Origin of the sequence: Treponema sp. Marseille-Q4132 (assembly GCF_014334835.1) — a bacterium.
In the GTDB taxonomy this organism is placed as follows: Bacteria; Spirochaetota; Spirochaetia; order Treponematales; family Treponemataceae; genus Treponema_D; species Treponema_D paredis.
The window spans coordinates 1865659-1888052 of sequence record NZ_CP060591.1; the positions used below are offsets into that span (position 1 = coordinate 1865659).

Sequence of the window (22394 nt, forward strand, 5' to 3'; positions counted from 1 at the left end):
GGACGTTCTTTTTGCAGATTGTTCGGCGCATATCTGCGGAGGGGCATCCGTTTTTTTAAAGTCGATATTTGCGCTGTTACTGCTTTTAAAATTATTTTTTGCAGCAGAGCCATGTAAGTTCGTGTTTGTTATAATTCAAATGTACGAGGCGGCTGTCCGGGAGAGATGCAAATTTTTCGATAAGCTGCCAATCGATACCGCCTTGCATTTTTACGGTACAGATCATATTTTTGCAAAGTCCGCTTGAAAGCCACGTACCGATCCATTCATAAAGCCTTTCGGGATAGCATATCACATCGCTGAAAACCCAATCGCATGTACCGACGTCTTCGGGTTTAAGCGTAAAAGCGTCGTGACGCAAAAAATCGACGCGGGGATTTTTCATAAGTTCGGGCACGAGTTCCGCTCTGTCTACGGAAAACACGTTGCAGCCCAAACCGGCAAGCACCCACGTCCAGCCTCCGGGGCTTGCACCGGCGTCAAAACAGCGTTCGCCTTTTCCCGGCAAGTCGCAGCCGAAAAAAAGGTGCATGAGCGTCAGCGCTTCGTAGAGTTTCAAATATGCGCGGCTCGGCGGATCTTCGTGGTTTTCCGTAAAACGAATCATACCTGCGGGCAAAAAACTCGTCGTTGCGGCCGAGGCGAGCATCGTATGTTCTCCGGTAAGCGTATACAAGCCGATAGGGGCGGCCGGTATGCGCACAGGAAAGGATCGTTCTTTCAGATTGATATACGGAAGCTTTTCTCTGATGAGAGCCGATCGTCTGAAAAATTGATAGTCATACGGCGCCCAGTTTCGCTGTATGCCCGAAAGCGCGCGGCAAGCATCGCCGATCGATTCGAAGCCGATCGAGAGAGGCGAGAGCATGGCGGTGCGGCACCAATACGGCACGCGCAATGGGGGAATACCTTGTGCAGTTTTCCCATCGCCGATCGATTCGCTTTCATTTTTTAAATTATTAATTAATAAATTGTCGATATACGGCATATAGAGCAAATCGCCGTACCGAACGGATTTTCGCAAATCGCAAAAAAAACGTTCGCGAAGTTCGGCGACGAGCATATCGTACATGTCGGGAAACGATAAAAATGCTGCGCCCGGTATTTTTTTTACACTACTTGGCATACGGAGCCGACGATTTGGTTTTCGACCGTCTGATCTTCGGCGGCGTCCGAAAGACTTTCGATATATTCGGAAAGATGGACGGAGTCGGGGGAGCGGAGAATACGGAAGCCGATTTCGGTTACGCCTTTGTCTTCTTTTGCCCAACGCGGATGACAGAGCAGCGTAAAAGAGGCTTTGTGCATTTCGCCTGCGATGCGAGAAGGCATGACTTTTATTTCATAATCGCTGTCGAGATCGACTACCACGGCAAAAGGGTAATGCACTTTGCATCCTTCTTTGCTTATGTTGTCGAGCACGCCCGGCAGGGCGCAGATTTGGGGAGCGTCTATTCTGCCGATATCGTCGTATCGAACCGATTTTCGTGCGGCGGTATGCATACGAACAGTATGGCTGTTTTTCCGCGTATAGTCAACCGCACTCATGGCTTCCATTGCCGGCAAAGAAGTTCTTGATTCCGATTTTAACAAGGACAGGATTAGAATCGCATTCAATCCGTTTCCAGAAGATGAAACAAAGCGATTTGCAGTTCAAGATGCTTCACATTTAAAAGATAAACGTTGGATACCCGATATTGCTGAAATTTTCAAATCCGATTTTAAACAGATGAAGTTTTTGTCCGATTATGTAAAAGATAATCCGTCTGCCGATATGGATGATCTTGCGGAAATCATTACAAACCTCAAACTGTATTCCGAAAGCGATTGTAAATATGACCGTTAAAGATTATGACAAATATCTTATTGAACGCCGAAAACTGATGGCTAAGCTTATTGAAAAACATTATAAGGGGTTGTGATTTTTTATAAAATATCGAACCCTATCTATTATGCTGAAATTTTTATAAAATCATCGTAAAAAAAGCGTCAAGAATCGGTTGCCAAGTGTTGTCTGACGAGACATTTAAAAAATATAACGATATGCTTGATGCGTTCGGTGTCGGTATAGGGGATAGCTGCGGATTGCGCGTTAGACGGCGCCGGCATCGCGTTTTCCGTGCCGGCTGTGCGTGCGATTTTACTGCTTCGGCGTTTTTCCGCGTGTATACGACGATCCGATCGCAAGCTGCGTGCGGTATTTTGCGACGGTGCGGCGCGCAACGTGTATACCCTGGGCGGCGAGTTTTTCGACGAGCTCTCTGTCAGACAGCGGTTTTTTTCCGCTTGCACGGTTTTCGATAAGCTGGCGCAGTGCGAATTTTACTTTGTCCTGCGAATTCGTAAAAAAATATTTTAACGGAAAAAGCTGGCCCCACGGCGTCTGCATGAATTTTTCGTTCGCCATACGCGACACCGTCGATTCGTTAACGCCGAGTATGCGCGCCGTTTCGCTCTGCGTGAGTTCTTCAAGGTAGCCTTTTCCGTGCGATGAAAAAAAACCGATCTGTGTTTTGACGATGATTTCGCATGACTGCAGAAGGAGCGATTTGCGGTATGCGAGGTTGTCCAAAAATTGTTCTGCGGCTTTTAGATTTTTTTTAAGCTCTTTATGGTGCTGCGCGTTGAAGCCCGGAGCGATTCGGACGGAGGGAATGGCGCCTTTTGCAAGCGTTATGCGGAAATACTTTTCGTGCGTGTTTTCCACGAACATTTCATTTTCATCGGAGGTGTTAGGTACTTCTCCCGCGGCTTCGGTCACGGCGATGTCCGGCGAAATGTAGTGCGTGGGTGCTTTGCCGTAACCCTGCGCGGGATGCGGGTTTAAGCGGGAGATAAAGGCGACCGCATTTTCCACATCGGCTGAAGTTATCGTAAGCGAATCGATTGCCCGCTCGCCGCCGAAAGACTCACGTTTGGACGCCTCCTGCAATTTAATAATTTTTCGTTTGATGCGTTCTATGTCGGGAGTCGCGTCGTTCGAATACAGCACGTCGATGTGTCCGTCAAGTATAAAAAGCGCGAGCGGCGGAGCGTCACCTGCGATTTGCGCCTGTACGTAGAGGCTCTCTTCCATGTCGTTGCAGCACGTGCCTTCGGGATCCATACGGCGTATGATATGCAGCATTTTATTGAGCATTGCCGTATTTTGTACGGGGCGCGACTTGTCGAGCAGTGATGCGGGGGCAAGGATGTGCCGGCCGTTTTCGTCCAAGTTTTCAATGAGCGCTTTTCCGAGCGCTTTTTCATCGGGTGAGAGTTTCATTACGTTCAGCTGAAACAAAAGATGTTCCTGCAGCGTTTCCCGCGTGTCGGCGGCGTTTTCGTATGCATCCTGAAATTTTTGCGCTGCTTCGTTGCCTGCCTGAGACGCATAGGAAGTGCGCGTATTGTCGTTGGGAAAAGACGCACGGGGCGTATCCGCGGCCGCATTATCGCGTACGATTTCGAGTGCGGGATTTTCATTCACCGCTTTTCGGATTTCGGCGTTCAAATCTTCGCCGCTCATCGCGAGCAGCTTCAGCGATTGAATCTGTTTTTGCGACAATACTTGCCGCTGCACTTGCGAAGTCTGCTGCACTTGTCCGTAAGAAAAATCGGGCATAAGTTAAGTATAGCACAAAAAAATACTTGGCGGTATACTTTCCGTATGAACACATTTTCAGATTTCGCTCTTTCCGTTCCCGATCTTTTGCTGCCGAAAAACATCGATACGGCAAGCTGGTCGTGCATCGCCTGCGATCAATATACGCAGGACAGAAATTATTGGAAAGAGGCGGAAAAAGCGGCGAGCGGAAAACCGAGCGCTTTGAATCTCATTTTACCGGAAGTCTATCTCGGCGACGGCGATAAAGAATCGCGTATTGCCGGCATACAGGCGGCGATGAAGCGCTACATCGATGACGGCCTCTTTGAAGAAAAACACGGCTTCGTCTACGTCGAGCGCACGACGGCGTTCGGCCGTATGCGGCGCGGTCTCGTAGGGGCAATCGATTTGGACGGCTACGAGTGGAAGCCTTTTTCGAAAGCGCTTATCCGCGCAACCGAAGCGACGATCCCTTCGCGCATTCCGCCTCGTAAAGCGATCAGGAGCGGGGCCCCGCTCGAAGCACCGCACATCATGCTCCTCGTAAACGATGCGTCGGATTCCCTCGTCGGAGGTGCGGGAGCCGCCGTCAAAGCGTCCGGATCCGCTCCTCTTTATTCGGGGAATCTCATGATGAAGGGCGGAAGTATAAAAGGCTGGCTTGTACCGGAATCTTCGGAAGGAGCAATCCTCTCATCGCTTGAAAAAATCGCGGAGTCGAATACCGAAAGCGACGGCAGCGTGTTTATGTTTGCAGTCGGCGACGGAAATCATTCGCTTGCAACCGCAAAAGCCGTGTGGGACGAATACAAACAAAGGCTCGGCGAAGAAGAACGCAAGGTAAGCCGCGTGCGTTACGCCCTCGTCGAAATCGTCAATATATACGATGCGGGTCTCACGTTCGAACCTATTCACCGCGTGCTCTTCGGAGCGGACGCGGCGGAATTGATTTTACGCTTGACATCTCAATTCGGCGGAGAGGTTGTGCAGTGCCGGTCGTCCGAAGAACTTGAAAACGCCGTAAAAAAATCGAGCGCATCGTTCGGCTTTGCAAGCACGTCCGGCGGAAAAACATCGTACACGCTTTTAAAAACGAATATTTCTTCGCTCGCGGTTTCCGCTTTTCAGTCAGTCGTCGACGATTATATAGCTGAAAAAGCGAAAGCCGGAATCGACATAACGATCGATTATATTCACGGAGATGCGGAAACGATGCACCTCGGCGCCGAAGAGGGTACGACGGGCATCCTCCTTCCTCCGATCGACAAAGCAAGCTTTTTTGCGACGATCGAAAAAAACGGGCCGCTCCCGCGAAAAAGTTTTTCGATGGGTGAAGCCGACGAAAAGCGCTTTTACCTCGAATGCCGAAAACTGTTTTAGCGGGAAACGCTGCGAGCGGACGGGACATCGCCTCGTGCTGACGAAACGCACGAAAATCAATAAACAACCCCGGCGCAGAGTGTCGTGTACAGCGCACACCGTTTCGTTTACGAAGAGCGCAGCGAACGGCGTAAGCCTGCGAACAAAGTTTTCGCCGGCAGCATAACTTTATTTAGCGTATATTTTCAAAACTCGGCATTAGAAATTAATAATTTATGAGGAATTGCGATGGCAAAAAAATCCGGTACGATCGTGTACAAGTGTTCGTCCTGCGGCTATTCGCAGCCGCGCTGGCTCGGACGCTGTCCGCAATGCGGCGAATGGAACACGCTCGAAGAATGCATCCTCGACGCGAACGCCGTAAGCCTCTCACGTTCCGGCGTTTCCGAGCGTGCAAAGCCCGTGCCGCTTTCGCGCGTGGACGCAAAGGACGGTATGCGCCTTGCGACCGGCATCGCGGAATTCGACCGCGTGCTCGGCGGCGGAGCTGCGATGCGTTCCGCGGTCCTTATCGGCGGAGAGCCGGGCATCGGAAAATCGACGCTGCTTTTGCAGACGGCTTCTCTTGCGGCGAAAGCGAACGGCAATGCGATGCGCGTACTCTACGTGTCGGGCGAAGAATCCGCCGCGCAGATAAAAGAGCGGAGCGAGAGGCTCGGCCTCGCTGCCGCCGGTATCGAGCTTTTGTGTACGATGCGCCTCGAAGATATGCTTGCCGCGCTCGATGCGCAAAATCCCGTGCTCGTGATCGTCGATTCGATTCAAACGACGTATTCGGTACAGGCCGGTTTGATTCCGGGAACGGTCAATCAATTGAAATACTGCGCGAACGAATTGATAAGCTGGGTCAAAGAGCGCGACGCCGTTTTAATAATGGCCGCGCACGTGACCAAAGAAGGATTGATTGCCGGCCCGAAATCGCTCGAACACATGGTCGACACCGTGGTTTCATTCGAACGCAGTAACGACGAATACCGCTTTTTGCGCGCTGCGAAAAACAGATTCGGCTCGGTCGATGAAATCGGCATCTTTGAAATGACGGAAAAAGGCTTGACCGAAGTTGCCGATCCGTCGGTGCTCTTTATCACGAGGCGCGACGGCAATCAGCCCGCGGGAGTCGCGTGTACCGCCGTCTTCGAAGGCAGCCGCGTGTTTATCGTTGAAATACAGGCGCTCGTCGTACCGGCAAAGGCGTCTCTTTCCCGCGTGTACAGCGATAAAATCGATTCGGCGCGCGTTGCGCGCGTGGCAGCAGTCCTTGAAAAACGGACGGGCTTGCGCTTTTCCGATCAGGATTTATACATCAATGTGGCAGGCGGCATGCGTTTGACGGAAGGCGCGATCGACGCTGCGCTTGCGGCGGCACTGTATTCGGCACGCACCGATGTCGCACTCGCAGCGGAAACGGCGGTGATCGGCGAACTGAGCCTTGCCGGAGAAATTCGTCCCGTGCCGCGTTTGACACAGCGCGCAAAGACGGCGCAAAATATGGGCTTTTCGACGGTCATCGCGCCGGAAAAAACCAAGGGCGTCTCTCAGGCTCGCGACGTAAAAGAGCTCGTAACGATCCTGTTCGGAACATGACAAAAGTTCCGCTTGCGCGGAGCGCCCGTAGTGCAATCCAATCGGTTCGGGATCACTCCGCCGGAAGAGAGGCGATGAGTTTTCCGAGAGACGTGAGTTCTTCTTTCGTCAGCGTCAAACCTTTGCCCATTTTTTGATGGTCGGGCGACCAGCTTCTGACGTCGTATTTTGCGGGGCGGCCGCCCCACGACACGAGGTTGAGCTCCATCTTCCATCCGCCTTTGCCTTCGGAGACGACGCCGATGTTTTTCGTAATTTCAAAAGTAAAATCATCCGCCATAATTGCATCCTCCATATATAAATACGGTGCTGATTATTTTTCCGCCTTTTTTCATTCAATTACATACTTCTTTTCAGTGTATACATTTCCGATGCGCTTGTCCTGATTGTTCCGTATTCGAATCAACCGGCACTTTTAATATAATTATAATAGCACATTTCGTGCCGCACGTCGCCTGCGATGCGGAATTGCTATAAAATGCTGCCGTACGGGATCTTGCTTTTTTGCCCTGCACCCGTATTGGTAATATTGCACCCTGCATAAAAATTTGTTATATTTTAATCGAAAAGCGGATACATTAACACATACGCAAGAGAGGCTATGAGATGCGCATCATCTCGTCCGCTTTTTTCAATTAACATATGCGCATATGCGCAAAGGGAGCTTCTATGAACTCAAAAAAGGCTATCGGCATTGCGATCGGCATTTTTGTCATTGCGGCTGCTGCAGGGATCGTAATCAGCAGCAGAGGGAAAGCGAAGGGAAAATTCGTTGACGGCGAATGGCCGGGAAAAGGCGAGGGCCGCAACGGTCCGATCGAGTTGATCCTTTCCGTAAAAGGCGGAAAAATCACCGGCGCAAAGGTGACGAAAGAATCGGAAACCGGTTTTGCGCAGCCCGCGGAACAGTTCGTCATCGATCAGGCGGTTGCGAAGCAGTCGGTCGAGGGACTCGATATCATGTCGGGTGCGACGATCACATCGAACGCGACGATGGCGGCGCTGCAGGCTGCAGTCAAAGCGTCGCAGGGTGAAACGGCGGCTGCGGAAAAAGCGACGGATACGTCGTGCGATATCGTCGTTATCGGCGCGGGCGGCGCGGGTCTTACGGCCGCAACGGAAGCGGCGCACCGAGGAGCGAAAGTCATCGTCCTTGAAAAGATGGGCATTGTCGGCGGCAATACGAACAGCGCGACCGGCGGTTTGAATGCCGCGTATACGAAAGAGCAGGAGAAGCTCGGCATCAAAGATTCGAAGGAGCAGTTTTTTGAAGACACGATGAAGGGCGGAAAAAATCTCAACGACCCCGCGCTCGTTCATACGCTCGTGGACAATTCCGCGGCGATCGTAGAGTGGCTGCAGTCGGATATCGTCGGTGCGGATTTGAGCGACGTCGGTCTTTTCGGCGGCGCGACGAATAAGCGCATTCACCGTCCGCAGGGAGGTGCTGCGATCGGTTCTCACCTCGTTCCTCTTTTATACGCTGCGGCGCAAAAGCAGGGAGCGGATGTCCGCCTCAACAATAAAGTGACCGACATCTTTGCGGAAAACGGAAAGCCCGCAGGAGTTACTGTCACGTCTCCGAACGGCGATTATAAAGTCAGCGCAAAAGCGATCATCATCGCGACCGGCGGTTTCGGTGCAAATCCCGATATGGTTGTAACGTACAATCCGAAGCTTGCGGGATTCGGCACGACGAATCATCCGGGTGCAACGGGCGATGCGTTCGAATGGATTAAAAAATTCGACGGCGCGCTTACGCAGATGGAGCAGATTCAAACGCACCCGACGGTCGTTCCCGGCAAGGGTATCATGATCACCGAAGCGGTGCGAGGCAACGGTGCGATCCTCGTAAGCCGCACGGGCAAACGTTTTATCAACGAAATGGAAACGCGCGACGTAGTGTCCGCCGCGATTTTAAAAGAGCCGAACAAAACGGCTTTCCTCGTTTTCGATCAGGACGTACGCGACTCTCTGAAAGCGATCGAAGGCTATGCGAAAAAAGGTTTGCTGACCGAAGCCGCGACGCCTGCGGAACTTGCGCAAAAGCTCGAAATACCGGCGCAGGAATTTGAAAAGACGCTGAAAACCTACGCAGGATATGTGCATAACAAAAAAGATGCCGACTTCAACCGCAACCCGAAAGGTTTGGAGCGCGATCTGACGAAGGGACCGTACTACGCGATCGAAATCGGACCTGCCGTACACCACACGATGGGCGGCATCAAAATCGATACGAAGACGGAAGTGCTCGACACAAAGGGAAATGCGATCCCCGGCCTCTTTGCGGCGGGAGAAGTGACCGGCGGCGTTCACGGTGCGAACCGTTTGGGCGGCAACGCGGTCGCGGATATCGAAGTGTTCGGCAAAATTGCCGGAGACGAGGCTTACGATTATATTAAAAAATAAACGAAGGTTTAAATTGAACGTCTGAAATCGCGCCGTTCAATTTAACTTCGAGTTTTCTTTCGAAAACTCGCTGATATACGTGTGCGCGCTCGCGCACCAATTCAACAGTCTCCAAAAATGATATTTTGTTCGACTGTTGAATTTTAAGGAAGGTTTAAATTGAACGTCTGAAATAGCGCCGTTCAATTTAACTTCGAGTTTTCTTTCGAAAACTCGCGGGTGTACTGTGTGCGCGTCGCTCGAAACTTCGCGCTTACGCGCTCGTTGCGGGGCGCGGGCCTGTCGGCATACAAAAATTAACAAACCGAAATCGACAGCCGGTACGGTTCGTGCATCGGCGCGGTTTCGGTTTTTCGCGCTTCTTTTTCCGTTATGCGGCGTGAGTGCAAGCGGCGTCCTGCATGTGTGTTGTCCTAAACCTCCGATTCGCATTATACTGCTTTTATGAATATTCACATTATCGAAATGCCGCTCGATTTCGGAGCTTCCCGCCACGGCAGCGATATGGGGCCGTCCGCGATACGGCTCGCGGGTTTACGCGCAAAACTCGAATCGCTCGGCCACACTTTAGTCAAATACAATTCGCCGATGCGCATACATCCACAGGAATACGAAGAGGTCGGAAACCCGAAAGCAAAATATTTAAAGCCGATTGCGGATGCCTGCACGCAGCTTGCAAAAGAAGTGGATGACTCTTTCGCTGCGGGAGAATTTCCGCTTACGCTCGGAGGCGATCACTCGATCGTTCTCGGCACGCTTGCCGGAGCCGCCGCTTCCGCAAAACGTAACGGACAAAAGCTCGGCGTGCTTTACGTCGATGCGCACGGAGATTTCAACACGCCCGAGACGACGCTTTCGGGCAACATCCACGGCGAATGCCTTGCCGCTTCGTGCGGACTCGGTCTTCCGGAATTGACAAATTTATATTTTGACGGACGCAAAGTCGATCCGCAGAACGTGTGCTTCGTCGGCATCCGCGATTTGGATCCGGGCGAAAAAGAGCTGATGCGAAAATCCGGCGTCACGGTTTTTACGATGAGCGACATCGAACGGCAGGGCTTTCCGTCCGTCGTCAAACAAGTCCTACTCTTTTTTAAAACGCACGCGGACGTCGTACACGTGTCTTTCGATATGGACGTACTCGATCCCATGTTCGCTCCCGGCACCGGTATTCCGCTTCCCGCCGGCATGACGAACCGTGAAGCGCTTTTGCTTATGGAAGAGATGAGCGGTACCGGCATCGTAAAATCGGCGGACATCGTGGAAGTGAATCCGATCCTCGACGTGAGAAATCAAACCGCAGTGCTTGCCGTTTCTCTTGCCGCCCGCCTGCTCGGCGAAAAATTGTATTGACGCGCGGAGAATTTCCGGTGCGGGGCGATATAACAATTATTAATTATTAATTGATATTTTCGAAATCGATTTATTAATTAATAAGGAGGGAGAAGTCTCTCCCTCCGAGCGCACACGGTTGCGCTCTACCCTCTCTGCGGGGACACCCCGCAACGCCCTGTTATCCCGTATCCCTTTGCCGCCGCCTTTGTTTTGAAACAGATATTTTCTCTCTTGCCGAATGCCGCTCTTTTTCAGTACATTAAAAGTATCTGCGAATTTTCCGCACTAATTTCTAAAAAGAGGCTTGTATGGCAACGTATCAATTTCAAACCGAAGTAAATCAGCTTTTAAAACTCATCATCCATTCGATGTATTCGAACAAAGATATTTTCCTCAGGGAAATCGTTTCGAACGCATCGGACGCGCTCGACAAACTCAAATACCTCACCGTATCCGACGACGCATTCAAAGGCGTGCATTTTACGCCGCGCATCGACATTTCCTTCGAAGGCGGGGACGAGGGCAAAGAAAGCGTGCTTATCGTGCAGGATTCCGGCATCGGCATGACCGATAAGGATTTGACCGATAACCTCGGCACCATCGCGCGCAGTGGTACGAAAGCGTTTTTTGAAAAATTGAACGAAGCAGCGTCGAAAGATTCGGCGCTCATCGGACAGTTCGGCGTCGGTTTTTATGCGGCGTTTATGGCGGCAAAAAAAATCGACGTATACACGCGGAAAGCGGCCGATCCGTCCGGAAAAATTTGGCACTGGTCGAGCGACGGCACGAACTCGTACGATATCGAAGAAGTCGCATGCGGCAGCGAAGAAGCGAAAAAATACGGCTTCGACAAAAGCGAAAGCTGCGGTTCCGCCGTCGTCATGCATTTGAACGACGACAGCAAAGAATACGCGAGCCGCTGGAAGATCGAAGAGCTTATTAAAAAATACAGCGACTATATCGCGTTTCCGATCTATCTTCACTATACACAAAACAAATACGACGACAAGGGTAACGTTACGTCGAGCGAAAACAAAGTCGATCAGGTAAACAGCGCGAGCGCCCTGTGGAAACGGTCGAAGAGCGATTTGAAAGAATCGGACTACGACGAATTCTACAAAACGATGAGCCGCGACGGCGAGGATCCGCTCATGTACGTCCACACGCATGCCGAAGGTACGCAGGAATATACGACGCTCTTTTACATTCCGAAAACCGCGCCCTTCGATATGTATCAAGCCGACTACAAAAGCGGTATCAAGCTCTACGTTAAGCGCGTGTTTATCACCGACGACGACCGCGAACTGCTTCCGGCATACCTCCGTTTCGTGCGCGGCATCATCGACAGCGAAGATTTGCCGCTCAACGTGAGCCGCGAAATCCTGCAGCAAAACCGCATCCTCGAAACCATCAAAGCGCAGTCGGTAAAAAAGCTGCTCGGCGAATTCAAAAAACTCGGTGATGAAGCCGATAAAGCGCGGAAAAGCGAAAAGCCGACCGACACCGAAAAAAAAGCAATCGAAAAATGGAATACGTTTATCGCGCAGTTCAACCGCCCGATGATGGAAGGTCTGTACTCGGATTTTGCAAACCGCGCGGAGATTGCGGAAATCGTTCGATTTAAAACGACATACAAGCCGGATGTAAAAGACGGTGCAAGTGCTGCGGAGATTGCGGAAAAAGACGCGGGCACTGCAGGCGATTCCGGTCAAAATGCGGCGGATAAAACTGCCGGCGGCGAATGGACGAGTTTTGCGGACTACGTGCAGCGTATGAAAAGCGGCCAAAAATCGATTTACTACATCACCGGCAGCGATGAAAACAATCTGCGTTCGAGCCCGCTTCTCGAAGCGTATACGAAAAAAGGATTCGAAGTTTTAATAATCGCAAGCGACATCGCGGACATCGTTATCCCCGCGCTCGGAAAATACAAAGACTTCGAATTGAAATCGGTAAACAGAGCCGGCAGCGACGACGAACTCGGCGTCGATAAAGCCGAAGCCGAAAAAAAAGAAAAAGAATTCAAACCGATCGTTGAAAAGATTAAAGAAGCGCTCGGCGACAAAGTCAAAGAAGTAAAGCTCAGCAAGCGCCTTTCGGACAGTCCTTCGTGTATCGTCGTCGACGAAAACGATCCGTCCTTCCAAATGGAACGCATGATGAAAGCGATGGGACAGACCGGCGTCGACGTAAAGCCGATCCTTGAAGTGAACGGCGATCATCCGATCGTGCAAAAGCTCAAAGATACCGAGGATAAAGAACGCATCGCCGATATTTCTTTTGTGCTGCTCGATCAAGCGCTGCTCGTGGGCGGCGAAGAGCTGAAAGATCCCGCCGACTTCGTAAGGCGCATGAACAATCTTTTGAGCAGCTAGATCCGTCCGCAGGGAGCGTGAATTGAAACAAGCAGCAAGTATGGGAGGAAATACAGTCTTTTGTCGCTCCCTCACGGGAGCGTGAATTGAAACCCGACTGTCAAACGCTATGTGTACAACGTCGTCGTGTCGCTCCCTCACGGGAGCGAGAATTGAAACAAAGATGATTGCCCCTATAAAGATCAGGATGCGGGTCGCTCCCTCAGGGGAGCGTGAATTGAAACTGGAAAAAATTTTACGAGCTTCCCGTCGGTGCAGTCGCTCCTTCACGGGAGCGTGAATTGAAACCGCAAGAGCGATTTTGTTAGCCCCGTCGTGTCGAGGTCGTTCCCTCATGGAAATGTGAATTGAAGCATCAAAACCGCCGAGGCGGGAACGCTCGATTTCGTCCTTTTCCTCGCTTGTGCGTAAATTGAGACCATCCTGAAGGCGAGACGGTATGCCGGTGCGATATCGCAGAGCGTTTTCAAACTTTTTGACAAAGGCCGCCGATTACGTGTATAATAAATTGAAATTTAATTGATAAAACGATTACAACGATTTGATAATTACGGGGGCTGTATGAAAAAGATGTTCGCCGCGCTGATTGCGGCTGTCATGTGCGTTTCTGTGTTTGCATTCGATGTTATGGAATATGTTCCGCTCAAAGGCGCGGTAAAAAATTATACGCGTATCGATTACGGTATTACGGCGAAATTCGGCGAGTATTTCCGTACGCCCGAAATGAAAATCGTACGCGTATTCGACAGAGCTGGTCGGGAGATCGAATCGTCGGAGATGACGGGTCGCGGAACTCTCGTCAATAAGATTAAAAATACGTACGATGCGTCGGGAAAACTTACCGCACAGGACGGCTACAATGCGGACAATGCGCTCATTTGGAAAAGCTCCGTCACTTACGGCGCATCGGGAAATAAAGCCGACGAATCCGAATATGGAAAAGACGGCGGTTTAAAAAGTAAAACGATTTACACGTATACCGGCAGCCTTCTCACCGATGAATCATACTACGGCGCGGGCGGCGAACTTGTTTGGAAAATCGTATACACATACGATGATGCGGGCAGACTTTCTGTCGAAAATCATTATTATGCCGACGGTTCGCTCGATGAAGAGATCGATTATGCGTATACGGACGGCGGCAAAATCGATACGCTGACCTTTATAGACGGAACGGGCGAAGTGCAAAAACGCAGTTATTTCCGCTACGGCAACGGCGGAGTGCTCAACGAAATTACGACGAGCGATGCCGACAACAAAACTATTGCCCGAGAAATCTACAAATACGATACCGCCGGCAATATAGCGCGAATTTCATCGTATTCGGTCGCAAAAAAATTCGGTACGACGGTTACCGAACTGGTCGGTATGTCGGAACTGACGTACGAGTATTAAGAGACTCGATGAGTTTTTACATCGGTGTTGACTGCGGTACACAGGGCATCACGGAGATATGCAATGGAACTTATGCTCGATACGGCGAACCTCGATGAAATTACGGAAGGAATCGGATGGCTGCCGATTTCGGGCATCACGACGAATCCGACGATCTTAAAACGCGAACGGCCTGCGGATTTTTTTGCACATTTGAAAAAAATCAAAAGCGTATGCAAAAACATCTGTCCGCTGCACGTACAGGTTTCGAGCGGACGCTGTGACGAAATGCTTGACGACGCCGAGCGGATTATTCGTGAACTCGGCAGCGACACTTTCATTAAAATACCGGTTACGCAGGACGGACTTGCTGCGATAAAAGCGCTTTCCGCAACGGGACGGCATGTTACCGCGACGGCGGTGTATTCGACGGTGCAGGGTGCGCTTGCTATGATGAGCGGCGCAAACTATCTTGCAGTATACTACAATCGGATAGTGAACATCGGCAGCGATCCCGACCGTATTATCCGCGAACTTTCCGGCTTAGCCGCGTCTTCAAACGGCGATTGTAAAATTCTCGGAGCAAGTTTTAAAAATGCGGGACAACTTGTCGCCGCGTTCGTAAACGGAGCGAAAAGCTGTACGGCAAGCTGCGATATTTTAAAAGCGGGTGCAAACTTCGCTTCCGTCCGCGACGCCGTGGATGTGTTCAACAGAGATTGGAAATCGATGTACGGCGACAAGACGATCGCAAAATTGTAAATTTATTAATTATTAATTTCTTACCGTGCGCCGCTAGAGAAGCGGCGCAAATACTCTGAATATGCGTCCGATAATGCGGCGGTAGATCGGTGTCTTTTTATATGTCGCTTTCGTTATTTCGGCACTCTGCGCTTTTGCTTTTTGAAAATCGGCTTCGATTTCTGCGACGACCGGATGCTTGTAGATAAAGGCGGCGGCTTCAAACTGGTCGAAGAGGCTTCGATAATCGAGATTTATCGAACCGACGACCGCCGTCGTATCGTCCGAGATGAACATCTTCGCATGAATAAAACCGGGCGAAAACTCATATACGCGCACGCCGTTTTCGACGAGCGTATTGATGAACATACGTCCCGTACAAAACGTGACAAAGTGATCGATCGTACGCGGCACGAGCAGCGTCACGTCCACTCCGCGCCGTGCGGCAAAGATGAGCGCGTTCATCATTTGGTTATCTATAATGACGTAAGGTGTCGTTATGTGTACGTACTTTTTCGCCTGCGTGACGATATAGTAATAGACGTTTTCCGCGATGTCCTGATTGTTGTATGCGTTGTCGCTGTACGGAATGACGATGCCCGGCACGTCGTATTTTTTATAACGCAGGTCGAGATACGGATTGATATCTTCTTTCGTTTCGGTAACGATATCCCATAATTCCAAAAACATACCGGTAAACGAGCGTACGGCGGGTCCCGACACGCGGATAACGGTATCTTTCCAGTAGCCGTATTTGTGCGTTTCGTTGATATATTGATCGCTTAAATTGATACCGCCGGTAAACGCCGCTTTTCCGTCGATGACGCAGATTTTCCGATGGTCGCGGTTGTTGAGATATGCGGTGAATATAGGTATGACAGGCGTAAAGATTGCCGCTTGCAAACCGAGCGATCGCAGGTATTTTTGATAGCTTCGCGGAGAAAGCGGTGCACAGCCGAAGCCGTCGTACATGATGCGGATTTCGATGCCCTCTTTACGCTTTTCAACGAGAGTATCGAGAATCGTTCCCCACATGACGCCGGGGAAGATTGCAAAATATTCCATAAAGATAAATTTTTTTGCAGCCTTCATCGCCCGTATCATTTCGGGAAAGGCGTCTTCTCCGCTCGGATAATATGTGATGTCGCTGTGTAAATACGGCAAAAAAAACGCGGAATTTTTCAAATAGGTTATGATGTCGCGTATTTCCGGATACGGAAGTTTTTCTTCTTTGTATGTGGAATTAATAATTTTCCGTGCGGCGTTTTTATCCGCGCGGGAGATCTGCTTTTGCATTTTGCTCGTCAACGTTTGATAGTGTACTAAAATGTAAAAGCAGATCCCGCTCAAAGGGAAAATAAAGATCGGAAGGAGCCATGCGAGTTTGTATTCGTTTTTGCTTTCCCGATTTATTAAAAAAACAAAAAACACGATGCTCGCAAAAAGGCTGACGATAAGGAAGTATTCTATGGACGAACCGAGCCACAGAAAAAAACCGACAAACAGCAAAAGCTGCAAAACGAGCAGCAGAATCATAAAGACGATCCTGCCGTAAATCAGCGACTGTACGACAGGCTTGGTGAGCCATTTGTGATACTCGCTGTCTTTGCCCCGGTCGATTTTTTTTCTTCGCTTTGCCGTCATATACCTCCGATTACCGGCTTTCCGTTAATTAATAATTTTCAGCGCGGATTTCGAAAAAGCTTTGCGGATGCGCGCATACCGGACAAACGTCGGGAGCTTTCTTTCCGACGACGATATGACCGCAGTTCCGGCACTGCCAAATTCGATCATCGTCTTTTGAAAAGACGAGACCGCCTTCGACGTTTTTGAGCAGTTTTCGATAACGCTCTTCGTGCGTTTTTTCGATCGCGCCGACGCCTTCAAAGAGTTTTGCGATTTTATCGAAACCTTCGTCTTTTGCAACTTTCGCAAATTCGGCGTACATATCGGTCCACTCGTAATTTTCACCGGCCGCCGCAACTTTGAGATTTTCCGCCGTCGTACCGATACCGCCGTTGAGCAGCTTATACCATATTTTTGCGTGCTCTTTTTCGTTATGCGCCGTTTCTTCAAACAGTGCGGCAATCTGTTCGTATCCGTCTTTGCGCGCTTTGCTTGCAAAATAGAGATACTTCGTGTGAGCTTGCGATTCGCCCGCAAACGCCGTTTTGAGATTTTCTTCTGTCTTTGAACCTTTCAGTTGTGCCATAGCAACCTCGAATAATATAATATGAGCCGCACGCAGCGATGTTTGCCGAAGCTTCGATCGCCGCGCGAACCGTATCTTTGCAACGCAAAAACCGGAAATAATAAAAAAATTTATCACGGCTTCGTTCAATGTACATAGCTTTAATCGATTATACTGTGAAATCGAGCGTAAGGAAAGGGGCAACACGGAAATCAAGTTTTGCCCAAAAGCGGTAATAATGCTTGAGGATTCATAAGTGCACGGAACATAATCCCGTTTAAAGGCAGCTTCGATTGTGATTCACGTTTGTGTATGCGGATTATGTTAAGCGCAAACTTGTGCAGCATATTGAGATTCTGTTGTACGTTCTTACTCTGCACCCTGCATCTGTCCTCGTCAAAATGTACATCCAACAGCCAATGCATCGATTCCACCGACCATTCCTCTCTTGCATGATGGAGCAGCTCTTCCGCTCGTAACGCTTTACTTGAAATATAATAATGCCATTCTTCCGTCACCCCTTTACTCGTCTCAAATCGTGTATGCACTGCTCCAATACATTTGAGTTCCGGCCATACTCGTCCTCCCGGCTGCCATGAAACATCTGCACTCGTATACGCACTGCGCCTTTCCTTCCGCCCATGTCCCTTTTCCGTTCGTGTGATGCTGTCCATCGTCACTCTCAGCTTTGTATCCTGAACATACTCCGCGATATCGTTCATAAGTGCTTCCTGATTGCCCTTCGCACTTAACAAATAATCCGCTTTTGCCTCAATTATCGCCTCGGCAGTCTCTATTTGACAGTTCATTGCGTCCGCGACCACCATACAGCCCTGAATTTCAAGCTCTTTTATCAATTCCGGTACGGCAGGAATCTCATTACTCTTTGATTCGACCGTTCTTTGGGCAAGCGTCAACCCCAATTCCCCTATCTGTGCACTGATGATATGCAAGGGACTGTCGTATTTTTTCATCTTTCCCGTTGAGCGGATAGCTTTTCCGTCTATGGCTATCGTCAACGGCTGCTTCTTTTTCTTCGCGCTTTGTTCTTTCTCTTCCGTCTCAAGTTTTGCTGCAAGAGCCGGTACAACCGAAGCTACCCATTGTTTCATACACTCATTCAATGATTCCGGCCGTATGATTCCAAGCAGGCTTAACAGCCACCAATAGCACGGTATTCGTTTGATTCCGAACGTTTCTGCCAAAAATGTTCTGACATGTTCGGTCGTTGCCCACTCGTGGATTTTCTTTACGCTTTGCAAATCGCACAAGCTTCCCAAAATCACGATGATAACCGCGTCTTGTACGCTGCAAAAATACCCGTCGTATTCCCGTTCCGTCTCAAGCACTACAAGTGCTTCTTCTAATGTTTCCCACCTCATACACTTACTTTAGCACTTTATCAACTTTTTAAACAATACTCGGGTAAAAATTGATTTCCGTGAAGGGGCAATGATGCCGACAATATTATAAGGGACGCATTGCGTTATATTCGGTTTCAGTGTATCATAGTTGTGACAGTTGAGGGTGTTTTATGAAGATGATCGGAATCAAACTTGCGGACGGATCGTTTTATCCTCTGCTCGAAGAAGGCGTACCTGCAAAAAAAACGCTCGACTTGACAACGGCGCGCGACAATCAAACCGCTATCATAGTCGATTTATACCGCTCGGAAACAAATTCCATGGAAGGAGCGGAGTATGCGGCGTCGCTGCAGATTGACAATCTCGTCGCACAGCCGAACGGAGAGCCGGACATATCGTTTACCGTCGCCCTCGACGAAGATAATAAACTTTTTGCGGAAATCAATGACGGCAAATCCGGAGGCCGTAATACGGTTACGGTTTCTCTTGTCGAACGAGCGGTCTCCGAACATACCGACAGCGATAATCTATACGGGCCTGCGATTACGGCGGGCGCCGCGCTTGCAGCCGGAGGATTGATGCATGCGGCGTCAAAGGAAAAATCCAAAGACGACGCGCTCGATTTCAGCGATCTTGATTTGCCGGAAGAATTGGATTTGATAAAACCCGTTTCCGCATCCGCCGAGAGCGTTTCCGATACGGCAAACGATGCCGCCGATATAATGCCGGAAAGCACAATGTTTTCTCCGCCGGATTTTTCTTCACCGGAAGCGCCGGGGAAAAGCGGTTTCGATGCGGAGTCCTTTGATGCCTCCGATGATGTGCGGTTCGGCGATATCGATATTTCGACCTTCGATGCGGAACCGCAGACGGAACAAACGCTTGACGGAAGCGGAGACTTTCATTTCGACGCGGTGGATCTGCCGTCGTTTGATGAACTCGAAACGCAAAAAGCCGACGGCAACGCTTCGTCCGAATCTTCGGAAGATAATGCCGTTTTCGGATCTGCGGATATTCCCGTTTCGAATGACGTATTTTCCGATACGGAATCGGCCTCAGATGTACAAGCGGCATCCGGCAGCGCCGACGACTTTCATTTCGATGCGTCGGATTTGCCTGTATTTGATGAAACACCGCCCGCACAAAGCGATGTTTCGGATATCGGCGCGGCATCCGGCAGCGATTCTTTTTCGGATGATTTTTTTGACGGCATCGATATACCGGCAAACGAAACGGACGGTGCCGCACGGAATATCGATTCGCTCGATGATTTGGAATTCGGCGAAACCGATGATACAAAAACACAAGAGGGGACTACCGCTACGAAATACCAACCTGAAAAAACGATCAAAAAAAAGACAAAAGTGCCTGTGCTTATCTGCCTGCTGTGCGCGTTAATCTGCGTTATAGCGGCGATATTGATTTTGTTCGTGATACCGTCAAAGTACAACGTACTCTTATCGCGGGCATCTCATCAAAATGATATTTTCGTTTTGACGCCGAAAGATACGCCGGCAGCTCCGCAAGAGACGCAGGTTTTGCCCGCAAAGCCGGATGAAATCGTCGTTGCACCGAAAGCCGAAGCGCTCGCACCCGTACGTCCTGCCGCCGCTTCGAAATCGACCGGAGATATCGTGTACCGCATCAAATGGGGCGATACGCTGTGGGATATAGCCGACGCGTATTATAAAAACCCGTGGCGTTATCCGCGGATCGCCCGGTACAACAATATCAAAAATCCCGATTATATCATTTCGGGAACGACGATACGCATTCCGGCAGAGTAATCTCCGTTTCGCAAAGCAACCGTGCGGAATTTTCGTTTATTAAAATTATTAATAAGTTTTGTTCTCTTCGCCTTTGCCGTCGGTTTTTCGGGATGCAACGAAAGCGGTTTCGATTCGCTTCGCAGACTGTACGGTGAAGATGCGAATTACTATATCGGACTTCGAAAAAAAGCGGAAGGTGAAGAAAAAGCGGCACGGCAGCTTTTCCTTCGATGTTTAAAAAAAGGTTCGTATTATGCGGTGCTTCGCAGTGCGGAAGAACTCGTGCAGTTCGGTACGATACAGGAGCGGCTTTCGGCGTGCGAAAAACTCTTGGCGAAATACGGCGATGAAGATGCGATTTTGATTGCACTCGGCGCGTATGAAAATGCGGGCGAGTATTCGAAAATTCTTGCATTGACCGAATCGATTGATATGACATCGTGCAAAAACGATATCGCTCGCATAAGGCTCGGCGCATTATTTAAAAGAAACAACCGGCAGTTTGAAGACGAAGCATACGCATGGTACACGTCGCGGCCTATGACGCTTTCGATGAATCGATTGTATCAGGAAACGGTAACCGAAAGTTTGCTGTCGGCAAAAAGCAAAATTATTAATTTCCGAATCGATGTATACAATGCGAATTACAATTCGGCGTATGAGCGGTTTTCCGAAATCCGCGAAACCGTAATAAAAAACGGTACGCTGCCGCTTACGGCGCAGATCGTTTCGGATATGGGAAAAGCTTGCCTTTACGGCAGTTCGAGTTATATAAAAAACGCGAAAATTTTTACCGAAATTGCGGCGAAAGAAAAAAGCGATAAGGATATCATTTACAACGCGTATTTTTATGCCGGAAGGCTTTACGATAAAGCCGACTCCGATTACGCGGCGGCGGAATCCTGTTTTGTCCGTGCCATGAATACGGCGCAGAGCGGAATCCGCTATGACAACGCGCTGTGGTATTTGCTGAACGGGAGCCTTCGTACGTCGGTCGATACCGCAATGGGCCTGTTTAAAACCTATCGGGAAAATATAGACAACCCTTCATACTTTGACGATTTTTTTGAACTTATCGTACCTCTGCTTCTCTCGCAATCGCGCTGGAGCGATTTTAAAAAAGTGTATGAAGCTGTCGACGGTTATGCGTCGGATGTGTCGGTCGGCCGTTTTGCGTATTTGTACGGAAGGCTCGTGCAGGAGGGGTTGATTGCTTCCGCCGCTCCGCGCGATGAAGCCGAAAATGCATTCCGCCGCGTGCTTTCTCTCAATTGCGATACGTATTACAAAGCGCTTGCGGCGGTAAAGCTGGGCCTCGATGATGAAGCGGCAAAAGACGTAATTCGTCGTACGGGAATCAATAAAAATTTTATAAAGGACGAAGAGGTTGAGCGGCTGCTGCTCGGCTATGCGCTTTTCGGACTGCCGGAAAAAATTTATCCCCAATGGCTTTCGTTTACGTCGAACGGCAAATCGATAAGCGTTTCTTGTGCCGCAGCCCTTTCGGGATTTTTAAATAAAGGGGCGTCGGGTACGGACGAATATTATGCGCAGAGTTTGCGGATCATCGCAAAAGCGGCAGCATCTGCCGATGTACCGCTCGATGAAGATGCGTGGAAACTTTTGTATCCGCGCAATTATGCAAAAGAAGTTTCGGCTTCGTGCGAAGCGTTCGGTATCGACGAAGCGGTTTTGTATGCGCTTATCCGCACCGAAAGTTTTTTCAGCAATAATATCATAAGCGCTGCGGGTGCGCGCGGTTTAACGCAGCTGATGGATTTAACGGCGGATGAAATTGCGATACGCTTGAAACGGAGCGATTACGATTTGCTCGATCCTGCGACGAATATCGAATTCGGTGCGTATTATCTCGCGTATCTTACGAAGCGGCTTGGAGATTCGGCCCTTACGGCTTTTTTTGCGTACAACGCGGGAATCGGGCGCGTACGCCGTTGGATAAACAATTCGCATTTGGAACTCGGGAGACATGCGGCAAGCGATTTGTTTTTGGAAACGATTCCGTATTCGGAAACGCGCGATTACGGACGAAAGCTTATATCCGCATCGGCGATGTATGCAAGTTTGTATTACGATACGCCGGTTCCGGCCGTTGTGAAAAAAATCACAAATCGATAAAATTATAGTATATTTATAGTATGAAATTTTAATCGCGGTGCCGGCTGTTTCGCATTCCGAGCCGGCGGCATCGTTTCGGATTATTAGGAGGTACGATCCAAAGCGCCGTCTGAAATATCGCCGTCGCTTTGGATCTCGAGTTTGCGCGGA

17 protein-coding genes are annotated in these 22394 nt (G+C 49.8%); 10 read left to right on the forward strand and 7 right to left on the reverse strand.

The window, feature by feature from the left end; genetic code table 11:
- Window positions 1-91: 91 nt before the first annotated feature.
- Window positions 92-1126 carry an SAM-dependent methyltransferase gene (locus H9I35_RS08495; protein ID WP_187418991.1) on the reverse strand — a complete coding sequence of 345 codons (1035 nt, stop codon included), beginning with the start codon at window positions 1124-1126 and terminating at the stop codon, window positions 92-94.
- Window positions 1111-1503 (reverse strand): hypothetical protein, encoded by a 393-nt coding sequence (locus H9I35_RS08500; RefSeq protein ID WP_016520969.1) that lies wholly within the window; start codon window positions 1501-1503, stop codon window positions 1111-1113. The genes H9I35_RS08495 and H9I35_RS08500 overlap by 16 nt, the downstream gene beginning before the upstream one ends.
- A 43-nt stretch (window positions 1504-1546) precedes the next feature.
- On the opposite strand from H9I35_RS08500, the gene H9I35_RS08505 reads away from it, so the two are divergent.
- The gene (locus H9I35_RS08505; protein WP_187418992.1) at window positions 1547-1846 is read left to right on the forward strand and encodes a hypothetical protein; all 300 of its coding nucleotides are present in this window, start codon (window positions 1547-1549) and stop codon (window positions 1844-1846) included.
- A 294-nt stretch (window positions 1847-2140) separates the two neighbouring features.
- Here H9I35_RS08505 and rpoN read toward each other — a convergent pair whose 3' ends face one another.
- Window positions 2141-3604, reverse strand: a complete 1464-nt coding sequence (rpoN, locus tag H9I35_RS08510) for an RNA polymerase factor sigma-54 (protein ID WP_187418993.1) — start codon at window positions 3602-3604, stop codon at window positions 2141-2143.
- Between the two features lie 45 nt (window positions 3605-3649).
- On the opposite strand from rpoN, the gene H9I35_RS08515 reads away from it, so the two are divergent.
- Together H9I35_RS08515 and radA are read left to right on the forward strand one after the other, a co-directional pair.
- Entirely contained in the window at window positions 3650-4966 is a 1317-nt protein-coding gene (locus H9I35_RS08515; RefSeq protein ID WP_187418994.1) for a DUF1015 domain-containing protein, read from the forward strand.
- Between the two features lie 228 nt (window positions 4967-5194).
- The gene (gene radA / locus H9I35_RS08520; RefSeq protein WP_187418995.1) at window positions 5195-6550 is read left to right on the forward strand and encodes a DNA repair protein RadA; all 1356 of its coding nucleotides are present in this window, start codon (window positions 5195-5197) and stop codon (window positions 6548-6550) included.
- Window positions 6551-6602: 52 nt separating this feature from the next.
- On the opposite strand, the gene H9I35_RS08525 is transcribed toward radA, so the two are convergent.
- Window positions 6603-6830 carry a YdbC family protein gene (locus H9I35_RS08525; RefSeq protein WP_180487205.1) on the reverse strand — a complete coding sequence of 76 codons (228 nt, stop codon included), beginning with the start codon at window positions 6828-6830 and terminating at the stop codon, window positions 6603-6605.
- 389 nt (window positions 6831-7219) lie between these two features.
- Here H9I35_RS08525 and H9I35_RS08530 point away from each other — a divergent pair, with 389 nt between their 5' ends.
- The 5 genes from H9I35_RS08530 to H9I35_RS08550 all read left to right on the forward strand — a co-directional run bounded on the left by H9I35_RS08530 (window position 7220) and on the right by H9I35_RS08550 (window position 14805).
- Window positions 7220-8959 carry a flavocytochrome c gene (locus H9I35_RS08530; protein WP_187418996.1) on the forward strand — a complete coding sequence of 580 codons (1740 nt, stop codon included), beginning with the start codon at window positions 7220-7222 and terminating at the stop codon, window positions 8957-8959.
- Window positions 8960-9403: 444 nt separating this feature from the next.
- Window positions 9404-10312 (forward strand): arginase, encoded by a 909-nt coding sequence (gene rocF / locus H9I35_RS08535; protein WP_187418997.1) that lies wholly within the window; start codon window positions 9404-9406, stop codon window positions 10310-10312.
- Between the two features lie 290 nt (window positions 10313-10602).
- Window positions 10603-12669 (forward strand): molecular chaperone HtpG, encoded by a 2067-nt coding sequence (gene htpG, locus H9I35_RS08540; RefSeq protein ID WP_371809437.1) that lies wholly within the window; start codon window positions 10603-10605, stop codon window positions 12667-12669.
- A 561-nt stretch (window positions 12670-13230) separates the two neighbouring features.
- Window positions 13231-14064, forward strand: coding sequence for a hypothetical protein (locus H9I35_RS08545; protein ID WP_187418998.1), 834 nt, complete (start codon window positions 13231-13233; stop codon window positions 14062-14064).
- A gap of 63 nt (window positions 14065-14127) precedes the next feature.
- Window positions 14128-14805 (forward strand): fructose-6-phosphate aldolase, encoded by a 678-nt coding sequence (locus H9I35_RS08550; RefSeq protein WP_187418999.1) that lies wholly within the window; start codon window positions 14128-14130, stop codon window positions 14803-14805.
- A 33-nt stretch (window positions 14806-14838) separates the two neighbouring features.
- Here the strand turns inward: H9I35_RS08550 and cls are convergent, their stop codons facing one another.
- From cls to H9I35_RS08565, 3 genes are all read right to left on the reverse strand, one after another.
- Window positions 14839-16428 carry a cardiolipin synthase gene (gene cls, locus H9I35_RS08555; protein ID WP_187419000.1) on the reverse strand — a complete coding sequence of 530 codons (1590 nt, stop codon included), beginning with the start codon at window positions 16426-16428 and terminating at the stop codon, window positions 14839-14841.
- A 28-nt stretch (window positions 16429-16456) separates the two neighbouring features.
- Entirely contained in the window at window positions 16457-16996 is a 540-nt protein-coding gene (gene rbr / locus H9I35_RS08560) for a rubrerythrin (protein WP_187419001.1), read from the reverse strand.
- Between the two features lie 191 nt (window positions 16997-17187).
- On the reverse strand, window positions 17188-18357 hold the full coding sequence (locus H9I35_RS08565) for an ISAs1 family transposase (RefSeq protein WP_187419002.1): 1170 nt from the start codon (window positions 18355-18357) through the stop codon (window positions 17188-17190).
- Window positions 18358-18509: 152 nt separating this feature from the next.
- Between H9I35_RS08565 and H9I35_RS08570 the strand changes: the two genes are divergently transcribed.
- Together H9I35_RS08570 and H9I35_RS08575 are read left to right on the forward strand one after the other, a co-directional pair.
- Window positions 18510-20126, forward strand: coding sequence for an Hsp70 family protein (locus H9I35_RS08570; RefSeq protein ID WP_187419003.1), 1617 nt, complete (start codon window positions 18510-18512; stop codon window positions 20124-20126).
- Window positions 20127-20147: 21 nt separating this feature from the next.
- Complete coding sequence (locus H9I35_RS08575) at window positions 20148-22244, forward strand: flagellar assembly lytic transglycosylase (RefSeq protein ID WP_187419004.1); 2097 nt, start codon at window positions 20148-20150, stop codon at window positions 22242-22244.
- Window positions 22245-22394 lie beyond the last annotated feature (150 nt).